Raw genomic sequence first — 13559 nt, 5'->3', positions numbered from 1 at the left:
TTACCCCAGCTTGGAGACTTTGATAATCGGTAACACCAGCATCGAGGAAAACTACAGTATTTAATTCGGGTGCGGTTAAACCCTGATTTCTCGCACTATCCACCTGATTAATTTGACTCAAGCCATCAGATTGAGCAAAATCGAACAAAACATCGTCAACAGCAGGAAGGCTCGGCAACAGGGTGGAAGTCATGGTGTTGGCAGCAAAGGTTTACTGCTAACAGTTTTAGCTCAACAATCCCCAATCTTTCAGGACTTCCACAACATAAATTAACATTTATTACAAGAAAACGGGTTTCTTCGAGAAACCCGTTTTCTAAAAATGCTTCAAAATATTCGCTTAATGCTTCTTTCCTGACAGTATATATTAAGAAAAGCAACAAATACTTTACAGATAAACAAAAGTATGCAGCAAATTCTAGGATTAGAGACACAACCAAAAATCTGGTATTGGCGGGGATTCAAAATCACCTATCAGAGTGCGGGGGAGACGGGACCTGCGATCGTGCTTGTGCATGGATTTGGGGCATCTTGGGGACATTGGCGGAAAAATATCCCCGTTTTAGGCGAAAAATGTCGCTGTTTTGCCCTAGATTTAATTGGTTTTGGCGGTTCCGACAAACCCGAACCAAAAAACCAGATCGATTACACTTTCGAGACTTGGGGGGCGCAAATTGCCGATTTTTGTCGGGAAGTGGTGGGGGGGCCTGCTTTTTTGGCGGGTAATTCCATCGGTTGCGTCGCCATCATGCAGGCTGCCGTCGATCATCCCGATTTTGTCCTTGGGGTGGCGGCGATTAATTGTTCCCTCAGACTACTGCACGAAAGAAAACGGGGTAAATTACCCTGGTATCGTCGTTTAGGTGCGGATATTGCCCAAATAATTCTCAAAAATAAAGCAATTGGGGCTTTTTTCTTCCAACAGATCGCTAAACCCCAGACAGTGCGTAAAATTCTCCTGCAAGCTTATCGGCGCTCGGAAGCGGTAACGGAGGAATTAGTAGAAATAATCCTAAAACCCGCCAGAGATCAGGGAGCGATCGAGGTTTTCCTCGCTTTTACCGGTTATTCTGGCGGCCCACTGCCGGAAGACCTGCTGCCGATTCTCCCCTGTCCAGCTATTCTGCTTTGGGGTAGCGAGGATCCCTGGGAGCCCTTGGCCTTGGGCCGAGAATTAGCACGATTCCCGACCGTAAAACAGTTTATCCCCTTAGCCGGTTTAGGCCACTGTCCCCAGGACGAGGCCCCAGAAATAGTTAATCCGATTTTATTAGACTTCCTACAAGCTCAAAGTTCCTCTAGTAACCAGAAGGCTGGGCATTAATGGGTTGTTGGATGGAGAAACCTCGGTTAATACTTTCAGGTGGAACTTGATTGGGGGTGCCATTATTGTTGGGTGGCATTCCCTGATTGGGATAACCAGTGACGTCAGGTTGACTGCCGTAGACGGGGGCCTGATATACGGGGGGTTGATAATAGTTGGATGGGTTGCTAGGGCCCGGGACGGGGTTAGGGTTGGCATTATTCCGGGAGGGTGGGGCCTGAACATTTTGTTGCTCAGGGGAATTATTCCCCTGGGGGTTGACTTGATTCGGGCTGCCCCCGGGGTTGGGATTAGGAAAATTATTCAAGTTATTAGTCCGCGAGCGATTTTCGATTTCCCTTTGTAAAGGATAATTGCTAGTGTCGCCACTAATCGGTCGCACTTGAATCGGTTGCAGACTTTTACTAGCCTTCGGTGCCTGATTTTGCTTAGGCTGCGGCATTAACGGGGTGAACAAAGAGGGTTTCTGGTTGTTATCGGGATTAGTATTTAAAGGATTAAAAGGCTGCGTCGAGGCCGGTTTGTTCAGGCGAGCGGTATTATTATGGGCAGGAATGGCCGGCAATGGTACAGCAGTGGGGAGAGGAGTATCGGTAATCTGGTTAGCCCTGATTTCCCGCTCCTCCAAGGACATTCCTGGGGTATCTAATACCGAACCCAACCATTCAGGATTCTGTTGATATACCCACAAAGCAATTAGAGCCAAGGAAAATATTCCTAACGGTAGCCAAAATAAAGGTTGGGCAAAGGGTTTTAATCCCGCCAGGAAATAGCGCATGGAAGAAGAATCTTTATAGTCACTCATACCGCTTAACCCTCTATAGGTTTTCCCCCATGCTATCAAATCAGTGAGCAGTTATCAGTTTTTTAGCCGTCAGCCGTCAGCCTTGCACAACAGGTGACGCTTAGGTTGCTCCCAGTATTGCTGCTTACGAACAAAAGTATCGTCAAAGCTCAAGCTCTAGGTTTCAATCTTAAGAGTTTTCAGTTCCCCGTTCCCTGATACGGCGTACAATGATAAGATTGTCTTCAAAGATACAATAGGCGTTTGTCTTCGCTAGAGAGTTTATGAAAGTTGGCGATCGAGTTCGTGTAATTGAGTCTGTGGTAGTTTATCACCATCCTGAACACAAATCGGATCCTTTTGACGTGAAAGGACTAGAGGGAGAGGTAAAAGGGATTGTCACCGAATGGCGTGGTAGACCGGTTAGCGCCAACCTACCCGTCCTCGTCGAGTTCAGTAAAAAGTTTAAAGCCCATTTTCGAGATTTTGAGTTAGAAATCGTGGAAAAAGCCGCCGAATAGGGACTTTTTCGCTTATTTAAGCTACGAAGCGAATAAATTTATTTTTGCCCACCTGTAGGACTTTTCCCGTTAAAGCTTCGGCTGTCTCAAAACTTTTGTCCACATCGGTGATTTTCTCGCTATCGATCCTCACCGCACCCCCCTGAATCTGTCTTCTCCCTTCGCCGCTACTTTTACATAAGCCAGTGGCCGAGAGAAGATAGAATAATTTCAGGGGAAAAGTGACCGATGCTAGGGAAAATTCGGGTACAGAAGCAGCTGCTGCTGTATTTCCCTGTAGAACTATCTCCTGCGCCGTTTTTTGTGCTTTTAATGCCTCCTCTTCTCCGTGAAACTGGGCAACTACCTCGATCGCCAGTTGTTTTTGTGCCTCTCGCGGATTGCTCGCCATAGCATCTAAGGGCAAATTTGTCAATAGTTCGTAATAATCTTTTAACAAAGCGTCGGGGGTTTTTTCCAGTTTCGAGTACATGGACAGGGCCGATTCCCGCAATCCCACATAATTATTCAGGGATTTGGACATTTTTTGACTGCCATCGGTTCCGATTAAAATCGGTAAAAGTAGCCCGAATTGCGGTTTTTTACCGAAATATTTCTGCAAATCACGACCGACGGCAATATTAAATTTTTGATCAGTTCCTCCCAATTCGACATCGGCCTCGACAGCTACGGAATCATAACCCTGCATTAAGGGATAGAGAAATTCATGGAGAAAAATCGGGTTTTCCTTGTCGTAGCGTTCGGAAAAGCCTTCTTTTGCCAACATTTGCCCGACGGTCATGGTGGAGAGGAGTTCGAGAATTTGCGATAGGTCTAATTTCCCCAACCATTCCGAGTTATAGCGAATTTCTAGGCGATTAGGCGTGTTAAAATCTAAAATTGGGCGTAATTGTGCCAGATAATTCTCGGCATTGGCTCTCACTTCTTCGATGGTTAATTGTTTTCTAACTTCCGATTTTCCCGTCGGATCGCCGATTCTAGCGGTAAAATCACCAATAATCACCACTGCTACATGACCGGCATCCTGGAAAGCACGCAGTTTCCGAAAAGGGATACTATGGCCTAGGTGAATATCGCTGCCGGTGGGGTCAATACCTAGTTTAATTCTTAAAGGGCGATCGGTAGTTTGCAGTAGTTGGGTTAAATTTTCCCTAGGATCTTGGGAGTCGGGTTGATGGGGGAATAGGTCACTGGTTCCACGGGTTAGCCAGTCTAGGGAGGAAGATACGGTCATTATTGCTCATTTTCCACAGCCTTCCCATTATAGTTTTTTAGTATGTCAAGTAACAAGCCAAAGGTAAATAAACTGGTATCCCAATACGAGTCGATAACATCTTGACAATTCTCCCGATCAAATATAGAGTCTTAAAATCTTCTTTTTCAAAATTATCAAAAAATTTCCCTGTCTTGAATTGCGATCAGATAAGCCGATGAATCCTAGTTTTAATAACTCTATACCAGTGCAGAGGATCAAAGTTTCTGTAATTGTTTCTACCTATAAATCAGCGGAGTTTATCCGGGGTTGTCTAGAGGATTTAGTTACTCAAACTCTTTATAAAAAGGGAGAAGTAGAACTTATTATTATCGATAGTGCTTCCCCGGAGAATGAAGGGGAGATTATCCAAGAGTTTCAAGAAAATTATCCTAATATTATTTACCAGAGAACTAGAGAACGAGAAACCCTCTACCGCGCTTGGAATCGTGCTATTAAACTAGCTAGGGGTTCCTATATCACCAATGGGAATACTGATGATCGTCGCTGTTTTAATGCTCTGGAAATTATGGCTAATTATCTAGATAACAATAGAGAGATTAGCTTGGTTTATGCCGATCAATTAATTACCACCCTCAAAAATGATACTTTTGCCACCACCCCAGCTTTAAAACATTGGAATTGGCCACATTATTCCTATCAACAGATGCGTCAAGGTTGTTGTGTGGGTTCTCAACCAATGTGGCGAAAAATGCTGCACGATAAATATGGTTATTTTCAGGAAAATTTTCGCTGTGCCGGTGATTACGAATTTTGGTTAAGAATCGGCATTCAAGGCGAAAAAATGGCTTTAATTCCTGAGATTTTAGGCTTATATTATTTAAATCTCCAAGGCTTAGAACATGGCAGTAATGGTCAAGCATTACAGGAACATTATCAAGTGTGTAAAATCTATAAAATTCCCCACCCAGACATTAAGGATATAGAAATTAAGCCCAATCCAGTTAAGATGGAAGATTTAGGCATAATTTTACAGGAAGATGAGCGAGAAAAATTACAAACAATTCAAGCTATCTCCCGGAAAAGATGCCCAATTATTGTTATTGATGGCGTGATCTTTCAACTTAAGCAACGAAAATTAGCCAGAATTTGGTCTTCAATTCTAGAGCATTGGAGTCAATTAGAATTTAGTCAACACATTGTTATTTTAGATAGAAATAACACCGCACCAAGATGGGAAGAATTTAAATATTGGCCTGCGGAATCCTACGATTATAATTGTACGGGAAAGGATGCCAGAAAAATTCAAGCTATTTGCGATCGCCTACAGGCAAATTTATTTATTTCCACTTTTTATACCAGTCCCTTAAACACTCCTTCTCTACTTTTGCTTGCTTATGAATTCCCAGAAGAAAACGGCAATTTACCAGTAGATTTAGAAAAACACTATGCAATTTTATCCGCTGCTAGAATCATCGCTTTTTCCTCTAATATTGCCCAAGATTTAAGAAAGTTATACCTCAAAATTTCCAGCGAAAAAATTGATATTATCGAGTTTTTTGAAGTTAATCAAAAAATAGCGGAAGAAATCACTGATTTTCTCTGGTATGCGCTCAGTGAAACTAAGGAATCAAGTCAGAATCAAGTCTGGTTAGAGTTAAGAAAATTACAGGAAGCACAACAGATAATGTATCTGAAACAACAGCAAGATTATCGTACTATAAAAGACATGAAAATATCCCTAAAAGAATTAGAAAATAATCATAATTATCTCCAGAAAAATAATCAGGAATTACGGGAAGAAATTAACTATTTGTCCTCCCGTAAGGGAATAGTAAAAACCCTAGCGAAAACTTCTATTTTACTTCTTGCTAAGATCAAGAAAAAACTCCCAATATTTTAGGGAATTAAGGGAAAGTTTCCTAACAATGATCCGCTCCTGGCACGGCAGTGCCTAAAAGTGGTAAAGTAATGTGAAGAATTAGAGGAGAAAACACTGTGCCACATTCGATCGTCACTGGAACTTGTGAAGGGGTTGCCGATTGCGTTTCCGCTTGTCCTGTTGCTTGCATCCATCCGGGACCGGGTAAAAATGTTAAAGGAACCGATTGGTATTGGATTGATTTTGCCACTTGTATCGACTGTGGTATCTGTCTACAAGTATGCCCCGTCGAAGGTGCAATTCTGCCAGAAGAACGTCCCGATTTACAAAAAACTCCCTAATTTATCAGTTATCAGTTATCAGTTATCAGTTATCAGATGTGAGTTTTCAGTTCACTGATTACTGTTCACTGAAAATGCTTCCCACTTCCCAATTCATAATTCATATTACTGTCTCCTATCTCCTTTTTACCTTACCATGGATTATCTTTTAGAAGTTGAACAAGTTTATGCTGGTTATGTGCAGGATTTATACATATTGCAAGGGGTTAACTTTCGCATTGCACCGGGGGAATTAGTCACGGTTATAGGTCCCAATGGTGCGGGAAAATCTACCCTCGCTAAGACGATTTTTGGTTTATTAAAACCCAGTGCTGGAACTATCACTTTTAAGGGACAAAATATCGCCGGTTGGAAATCTAATCAAATCGTTCCCCTCGGAATGGGTTATGTTCCCCAAATTGCTAATGTTTTTCCATCCCTGAGCATTGAAGAAAACCTTGAAATGGGAGCTTTTACGAGCAAAGGAAATATAAAATCTTTAAAAGAGCCCATTTATACCATGTTTCCCCGTTTGCTCGAGCGCCGTCGTCAGAAAGCTGGCACTTTATCCGGAGGAGAAAGACAGATGTTAGCCATGGGACGAGCGCTGATGTTGCAACCGGATTTATTAATTCTCGATGAACCTTCGGCAGCTTTATCTCCTATCTTAGTAACCAGCGTTTTTGAACAGATAAAAGTGATTAATCAGAAGGGAACTGCAATTATTTTAGTGGAACAGAATGCCAAAAAAGCCCTAATGATGTCCGATCGAGGTTATGTTTTAGAAAGTGGTCAAGATCGTTTTCAGGGATCGGGTCAAGATTTACTCAATAACCCGAAAGTAGGGGAATTATACCTCGGGGCGGCTTATCATGGTGCCAAACGAGATGATTAGGAATTTGTTAAGGATTTAGGGGGATTTTGATTTCTTCCCAGAATTTAGCGATAGGATAGTAATTAGGCACAAATCTCTACGGCGCTGATGTCAAGGTGATAAGCCAGCAGACCCTAAATATATCTGTGGATATTTATTAATCGATCAAGACAGTTGTGCTACTGCATTGAGAGCATAACTTTTAGTAATAAAAGGAGAAGTCATGGCTGTTAAAAGTCCTCCGTAATCAAGATTAAAACTGACTTCGCTTCCTACTTTTAACCTCTTGTTATGACTATCAAGAACTAGATGATCGCTACTAGAACCTAATATTTTTATCTCCTGACTTGTTTGTAATCCAGAGATAAGAATATCCTGTCTTCCTAATGCAATAATAAGTCGACGGTGAATGCCTTGGTCGATAAAGCTGGGAACATTACCAAAAGCATCTCGACCAATTTCTCCAGAGGGTAGAGATGGTTTATCTTTGGATTCGATTACTTCAGCAATTAACCGAAAAGCATCGGTATATAAGCCTGGTATCACTTGTCGATTAACTGTTTCACAACCTAATAAAATTGATTCTCCTAAACGCAGATTATTAATCCGACCAACTTCGCTACTTTTTTGATACCATTGATAGTTAGCAGAATTGCCTCCTGAAATAATCGGTAATTTTATTAAAAATTCCTGCTCAATTGTATCTGTTAACACAGATAATTTGCTCATATTATGGCTATCAGGTTTAATACCTCCATAACAAGCCAAATTACAACCCAGTCCAATAATTTTGATAAAGGGAAAAGCGAGGGTCTTTTTGATGAACTTGACCAGATCTTTCGGCAGTACACCTTCGCGTAAATCCCCTAACTCCGTCATGATAATAATGCGGTGTATTTTTTGCTTTTCTTGAGCATAATAGGAAAGTTCCTGAATTGTTGCTAATTCGGTATTTAAGCTGATATCTGCAATGTTAACCACTGATTCTGCTTGACTCAAGGCAGTACGCAACAGAACAAAAGTTGTCACTATTCCTGCTTGTTTCATTTTGAGAATATTTTCGATTCGAGAGTCAGCGATAAAGTTGACTCCACCTTGAATCATCGCCAAGGCGATCGAGGGATCACCCAAAATCGCTTTGGAAACTCCCATCACAGAAAGTCCCTTGCTGCCGTAGAATTGGCAGAGTAAACGAGCATTATGGCGTATTTTCGGGAGAGAAATCTCGATTCTGGGTAAAAGGTCTTTCATCAGCCTATTTGCTCCCAATTGCGGGAATTGCAGCTAAAATTTCCCCTTTGATTTTCCGGTTTAATTTCGGAAAGCGATCGCATAAAGCTTGGACTAATTTCTCACATCCGTGTAACAAAACATCAGTAGTCGGTAACTGAAAATCTCGCTCATATTTGGCAATAATACGCTCAGTGGCTGCTGCGGTGAGATTTTCGTGATTAATCGCAATAGCGATAACTTTAGTGGGAGAAATTGCCTCAATTAGTGAAATTTCTTCCTGTAATTTTGGCATGGCTAAATGAGGAAAATCACAGCGAAATTTTCGGGCTGGGGGATGTTGTAAAATAATCCCATCGGGCATACTTCCTTTCAAAATTCCCACGGAACTCATAAAAGCAGGATGACTCAGAGAACTTTGTCCTTCCACTAAAATAATATCGGGTTTTTCTTGCTCAAAAGCTTGAACCACAGCATTTTCAATTTCACCGATGACAAATTGAGAAACCAAAGCATCGATCGAAACCCCATATCTTGCTCCCTGCATCAAGCTAGTTTGTCCAGTAGCGACTAAGACAGACTTAATACCCAAGCCTTGGAGAGTTTGATTAACTGCCACCGCAGTGGTCATTTTTCCGCAAGCACAATCGGTTCCTAAAAAGGCAATAACGGGTATATTTACTTGGGAAATTTGCCCAGTAAATACATGAAGATCAGCTAATTGTGGTGGTTTACGAATGTCTGTAATTTGCACACCATACTGACTAGCTTGCTCCCTAAATTCTAAATCCTCGGAGAAGAATTGATGCAAACCATTAATAATCTCCATTCCTTGTGCCATTGCTTCTAAAATTAGCAGCCTTTCTAGGGGGGGAATAAACGCTTCTAAGGGTGCTTTGCCGTAGATATAACAATTGGGAACATCTCTAAGTTTTTCTAAGGCTGCTTGTAAATTGGCAAAAATGGGAATATGATTTTTTTTGTCTCCTAATGCTTCTCCCGCATCTTTTCCCGCTAAGGAACTATCCAGCACACCAACAATTGTATATATTTCTGATTGTCGGATCAAGCCAGCTGCCGTTTTTCCGTCCACACGTCCAAACTGATTTTCACAGTAAATTAAAGCCGTTTTTTTCGTTGATACCACTTTCTTAATCTCCTGAATATTAGATAATTGAAATTTCACTCCTAACTCCCAGTAAGTAGGGAGGCACAATTATTTGTAGGATGGGTTAGCAGTAGCGTAACATGAGCGAGCGTTGGGTTTCATGCTTCAACCCAACTACGTTCATCTTATATTTAATTCCACCCACCTACTTAAGACTATTTATTCTTCTTCTTCTTCTATAGCATAATTATCTGGATCGATAATATCGTCTAGTTCTTCTAAAATTTGCAAATCGGGATGAGCATCAGATTGACGTAATTTTAATCTTCCTGTCCGTTCTAACCAATGGAGAAGGGTTTCTTTGGAAGTTATCTGCATAACAGGAATTGCCTGATAGCGAGGTTCTTGACTAAGAGAAGGATTAAATTTCATACCTGTTGAATTTCCTTTGAGAAGTTAACTCTATTGGTTGTTCTATTGTTGATCACGAAGCAACCCACAAAAAACTGAAAAAAATTGTCAAGTTTAGCAAAGTAAAAAAGTTCAGCTGTCAGATTTACTATTTGGACAGATAGATAGAGTCGGTTCCAATATATGCTCCCGATACTTGGGATGCAGACTCTATGGTGTAAATTAAAGTTTTCCTGTCTCGCTCAACTTAAATGTCAATCCTACGGTTTTTATCTAGCTAACGGAAAAGGTGATTAATAACACCAAAGCAACCAACAAAACCGCCCCTACTCCTTGCAAAATATACCATTTTTGCTGTTCTAAAGATGGGGATTTTGATAGATAAATCTTGGGTTCGCTACCATAGTTATTGATGATTCCTTCATCATCTACTGTATAGCCCTCTGGGAGAGGTATATTAAGTGATTGATAGTTTTGCCCGTTTATATCTAGTTTAACCTCAGCAGGAATTAATTCACTTCCATCGCTTGGGGAATAGACTGTCGCACCTGTCTCTTGATTAGATTTAGTAGAGTAGTGCATAATCATCTCTCTTCAAAATCTGAGTATAACACAGAATAAGGCGAAATGGTTTTTAGGCTAATTTTTTCCTAGGGCTTTAATCAGCAAATTTGGCTAATGTCGGCAAATTAAAGCCAAAAATATGATTTTATAACTTGACAAAGCTAGATAAAAACATTTAGTCATCTCGCTATTCACTTTTTAGCATACCAGCGCCATAAAACTCGCGCTAAACGTTGGGGATCATGACTAACTTTGGCAGTAACTTCATCTTCTGCCATTACATTCGCTAAAACAATGCGATAACCCATTTTTCCCACCTCCTCGCGGTCTAAAAACACAGGATGACTATGCTCTTGGGCGTATAATTGCAGAGATTGGGGCGATGGTGCAGTTCTTTGGGCTAAAACTGCATCAAAGACGCGTTCCTCGCAGACTTTTTCGATCGCCCGAATATGATCAGCCACCGAATAATTATCCGTTTCCCCCGGCTGGGTCATAATATTACAAACATAGACACGGGGGACTGTCACCTGTGCTAGGGCCTGACGAATTGCGGGAACCAACAAATTAGGGATAATACTGGTATAAAGACTACCCGGCCCGATAATAATATAATCTGCCTCCTTGATTGCCGCTAAAGCAGCCGGTAAAGCGACCGGATCGGCAGGATGACAGCCAATCTGACGAATTTGCCCCATAGCTTCGGTTATCTTCGATTCTCCCTCAATAATGCGCCCATCGGCTAACTTAGCCCAGAGACTAACATCGGTAAGGGTAGCAGGTAGCACTTTACCGCGAATGGCCAAAACTTTGGCACTAGCATCGATCGCCTGTTCCAGATCGCCGGTAATCTCGGTCATAGCGCTGATAAATAAATTACCAAAACTGTGGCCCGATAAACCATCCCCGGCATGAAAGCGATATTGAAACAATTCCGTTAATAACTTTTCCTCATCGGCTAAAGCGGCGATACAATTGCGAATATCCCCCGGGGGTAAAATGCCCATTTCCCGACGTAATCGGCCCGAAGAACCGCCATCATCAGCTACGGTGACAATAGCGGTGATATTAGAACTATACTGTTTTAAACCGCGTAAAAGCGTCGATAAACCCGTACCGCCACCGATGGCCACAATTTTCGGGCCGCGATGGAGACGACGATGGGTGCGTAGGAGATCAACTAATTCCTCCGATGCGTCCGGTTGTAGTGCTTCTGTAATCGTTTCCACGGTGCGACTCTGACCCCAGAATAACAAAAAGACACCCAGCAAAACCGCCAGCGGCCCGGAAACAGAATTAGGGACTAAACGGGCGATCATTTCTAATGCTTGGGAAACAAACTCTAAAAAGCGATTAACTGGGGTTAATTTTACCCAAATAGCCAAACCGAAGGAGGTGAGAAAAACGCCGGTTAAACTGATTAAAAGCCAGCGTTTGACAAAAAGACCGGGAGAAAGCCATTTAAACCAACGATTAACTCGTTTAGGCGTTTTTCTGCCCACAGAAGCGGCTATTTTCCCCTTCTGAGCGTTGAGTTCCCGTAGGGTCTGTTTAAATGGACTCATAGATGTGGCCTGGCAGCGAACGCATTGATTCTGGAGAGACTGTAGCCGAAAAAGGGGACAAACTCAAGCTGACCTAACCTCCCACTTGGGAATAGGCCGCCTCGGAAATTGTGGGAATATCGGCGTATTTGCCGATAACCGACTGTATAATGCTGTAAACACAGGCGGCAAATGCTCCCAAAAAGACGACGTTAAAAAGAGTTTCTACCACTAAATTCGCCCCTAAACCCCTAGCGACGAAACCTAAGACCAATCCCAATAAATACACCAAAATATCGATTAAAATCGCCTGCATGGTGTTAAACCGGATAAAATGACTAATGCGGGGATTGCGTACCACGGCGAAAAAGAGGACGAAAAAGATAATTAAACTGCCAAAGCTTCCCAGAGAACTATAGAGAAAAGCTAAGGGATATAAGGCTATTGCTAAGGCCGCTCCTAGAAAAGGGATTTGCTGAAAGATAAAGATACCGAAGGCAAAAGCCGAATATAAGGGTAAAAGATATACTAAAGCTGCAAAAATGCGATCTTTTGTATCGGTTGAGCCGCGCCAAGTCATAATCTATTGTCTCCTGAGACTACTGCTAACTCTCTTCAAGATAACCCGGCAGCCCATCAGACTTCGCGTAACTGAAGAAATTGATCGAGGCCGAACATTCTTGGACCTCGATCGAGTTATCGAAAATTTGGGTTAAAACCCCGTCGTTTTACGACGGCTTTTCCTGATTTTTGATGTAGCACTTAAGAACTTCCAGTGGCGCACCTCCTACAGAAGATACAAAATAACTGGGCGACCAAAGAGCGTCTTTCCCGTATGGCTTAGGATAACCAGCTTGTCCATACCTACGACTAGAGGCTCCCTTTAAAGAGTTGACCATCACGGAAATAGATAGTTTCGGTGGGTATTCAATCAATGCGTGTACATGATCAGACTCCCCATTAAATTCCAATATCTGAAAATTCATCTTTTCCGCAACTTCTCTAAAAGATTTTTCAACCAAAGTCAGACTTTTAAAAGACTTTTCAACCAAAGTCAGACTTTTACCAGTAAAAACCTTTCTTCTGTATTTTGTCACACAGACCAAGTGTATCTTTAAATCGGAAACAGAGTTTCTTTCTTTTCGCAACCGACTTGACATTATTAACAGACCTAGTTAAAATAAATACAGACACACATATCTTAACCCAATGAAAGCAAGGTATCAATACCGTATTTACCCAACAGACCAACAAAAGAGGCTTTTGTCTCAATTGTTCGGGTGTGTGCGCGTTGTCTGGAACGATACCTTAGCTTACTGTCAAGAACTCTATCGACAAGGGGAGAAAAAGCCAAAATATACCGAGTTATCTAAAAGACTAACTCAAATTAAAAAGACGACAGAAAAAGTCTGGCTGACCGAGGTTTCTTCTATTCCTTTACAACAGTCTTTGAGAGACTTAGAGACAGCCTATTCTAACTTTTTTGCATCTTGTAAGGGAGAGAGAAAAGGAAAGAAAGTCAAACCTCCCAAGTTTAAAAAACGTAAATCTAAACAATCGGCAAGACTTACTGACAATGGTTTTACCATCAATCAATATCACGTTACTTTAGCAAAAATCGGTGATTTAAGAATAGTTTGGAGTAGTCCATTACCTTCTAAACCTTCTAGCGTCACCGTGATTAAAGATGCAGCAGCTCGTTATTTTCTCAGCTTTGTTGTCGAGATTCATCCCGAAACACTTCCTAATAATGGCGAGTCAGTGGGAATTGATCTAGGGCTTGC

The 13559-nt window shown here is 41.8% G+C and carries 16 protein-coding genes; 6 read left to right on the top strand and 10 right to left on the bottom strand.

Annotated features, from left to right (window positions below; translation table 11 throughout):
* A partial coding sequence (locus tag IM477_RS12765) for a hypothetical protein (RefSeq protein WP_287732037.1) occupies positions 1 to 193 on the bottom strand: 193 nt, incomplete at its 3' end.
* A gap of 213 nt (positions 194 to 406) precedes the next feature.
* Between IM477_RS12765 and IM477_RS12760 the strand changes: the two genes are divergently transcribed.
* Complete coding sequence (locus IM477_RS12760) at positions 407 to 1324, top strand: alpha/beta fold hydrolase (RefSeq protein ID WP_287732036.1); 918 nt, start codon at positions 407 to 409, stop codon at positions 1322 to 1324.
* Here the strand turns inward: IM477_RS12760 and IM477_RS12755 are convergent.
* Positions 1299 to 2129 (bottom strand): hypothetical protein, encoded by an 831-nt coding sequence (locus IM477_RS12755; RefSeq protein ID WP_287732035.1) that lies wholly within the window; start codon positions 2127 to 2129, stop codon positions 1299 to 1301. The two genes, IM477_RS12760 and IM477_RS12755, sit on opposite strands and share 26 nt — an antisense overlap.
* Before the next feature lie 263 nt (positions 2130 to 2392).
* On the opposite strand from IM477_RS12755, the gene IM477_RS12750 reads away from it, so the two are divergent.
* Complete coding sequence (locus IM477_RS12750; protein WP_052278213.1) at positions 2393 to 2629, top strand: ferredoxin-thioredoxin reductase variable chain; 237 nt, start codon at positions 2393 to 2395, stop codon at positions 2627 to 2629.
* 16 nt (positions 2630 to 2645) lie between these two features.
* On the opposite strand, the gene tyrS is transcribed toward IM477_RS12750, so the two are convergent.
* Entirely contained in the window at positions 2646 to 3863 is a 1218-nt protein-coding gene (tyrS, locus tag IM477_RS12745; protein ID WP_287732034.1) for a tyrosine--tRNA ligase, read from the bottom strand.
* Positions 3864 to 4059: 196 nt separating this feature from the next.
* On the opposite strand from tyrS, the gene IM477_RS12740 reads away from it, so the two are divergent.
* The 3 genes from IM477_RS12740 to IM477_RS12730 all read left to right on the top strand — a co-directional run bounded on the left by IM477_RS12740 (position 4060) and on the right by IM477_RS12730 (position 6939).
* On the top strand, positions 4060 to 5745 hold the full coding sequence (locus IM477_RS12740; protein ID WP_287732033.1) for a glycosyltransferase: 1686 nt from the start codon (positions 4060 to 4062) through the stop codon (positions 5743 to 5745).
* A gap of 95 nt (positions 5746 to 5840) precedes the next feature.
* Positions 5841 to 6065, top strand: coding sequence for a ferredoxin family protein (locus IM477_RS12735; protein WP_287677084.1), 225 nt, complete (start codon positions 5841 to 5843; stop codon positions 6063 to 6065).
* 136 nt (positions 6066 to 6201) lie between these two features.
* Positions 6202 to 6939: an ABC transporter ATP-binding protein gene (locus tag IM477_RS12730; protein ID WP_287732032.1), complete on the top strand. Its 738-nt coding sequence runs from the start codon at positions 6202 to 6204 to the stop codon at positions 6937 to 6939.
* Positions 6940 to 7083: 144 nt separating this feature from the next.
* On the opposite strand, the gene IM477_RS12725 is transcribed toward IM477_RS12730, so the two are convergent.
* The 7 genes from IM477_RS12725 to tnpA all read right to left on the bottom strand — a co-directional run bounded on the left by IM477_RS12725 (position 7084) and on the right by tnpA (position 12935).
* The gene (locus tag IM477_RS12725; RefSeq protein ID WP_287732031.1) at positions 7084 to 8169 is read right to left on the bottom strand and encodes an alanine/ornithine racemase family PLP-dependent enzyme; all 1086 of its coding nucleotides are present in this window, start codon (positions 8167 to 8169) and stop codon (positions 7084 to 7086) included.
* A gap of 4 nt (positions 8170 to 8173) precedes the next feature.
* Entirely contained in the window at positions 8174 to 9334 is a 1161-nt protein-coding gene (locus tag IM477_RS12720) for an N-acetyltransferase DgcN family protein (RefSeq protein ID WP_287732029.1), read from the bottom strand.
* A 141-nt stretch (positions 9335 to 9475) separates the two neighbouring features.
* Positions 9476 to 9688 carry a DUF3134 family protein gene (locus tag IM477_RS12715; protein WP_002762915.1) on the bottom strand — a complete coding sequence of 71 codons (213 nt, stop codon included), beginning with the start codon at positions 9686 to 9688 and terminating at the stop codon, positions 9476 to 9478.
* Positions 9689 to 9940: 252 nt separating this feature from the next.
* Complete coding sequence (gene psb34 / locus IM477_RS12710) at positions 9941 to 10249, bottom strand: photosystem II assembly protein Psb34 (protein ID WP_002734380.1); 309 nt, start codon at positions 10247 to 10249, stop codon at positions 9941 to 9943.
* 173 nt (positions 10250 to 10422) lie between these two features.
* Positions 10423 to 11796, bottom strand: coding sequence for a gluconeogenesis factor YvcK family protein (locus IM477_RS12705; RefSeq protein ID WP_287732027.1), 1374 nt, complete (start codon positions 11794 to 11796; stop codon positions 10423 to 10425).
* A 73-nt stretch (positions 11797 to 11869) separates the two neighbouring features.
* Complete coding sequence (locus tag IM477_RS12700; RefSeq protein WP_149987203.1) at positions 11870 to 12355, bottom strand: Tic20 family protein; 486 nt, start codon at positions 12353 to 12355, stop codon at positions 11870 to 11872.
* Between the two features lie 148 nt (positions 12356 to 12503).
* Positions 12504 to 12935 carry an IS200/IS605 family transposase gene (tnpA, locus tag IM477_RS12695; protein WP_079205551.1) on the bottom strand — a complete coding sequence of 144 codons (432 nt, stop codon included), beginning with the start codon at positions 12933 to 12935 and terminating at the stop codon, positions 12504 to 12506.
* A gap of 49 nt (positions 12936 to 12984) precedes the next feature.
* Here tnpA and IM477_RS12690 point away from each other — a divergent pair.
* Positions 12985 to 13559: RNA-guided endonuclease InsQ/TnpB family protein (locus IM477_RS12690; protein ID WP_287732024.1), on the top strand; the 575-nt coding region annotated here is incomplete at its 3' end.

Origin of the sequence: Microcystis sp. M090S1, from assembly GCF_020246295.1 — a bacterium.
Lineage (GTDB): Bacteria > Cyanobacteriota > Cyanobacteriia > Cyanobacteriales > Microcystaceae > Microcystis > Microcystis aeruginosa.
Note: the sequence above shows the minus strand (reverse complement) of the source record. Positions and strands in the feature narration are given on the sequence as shown.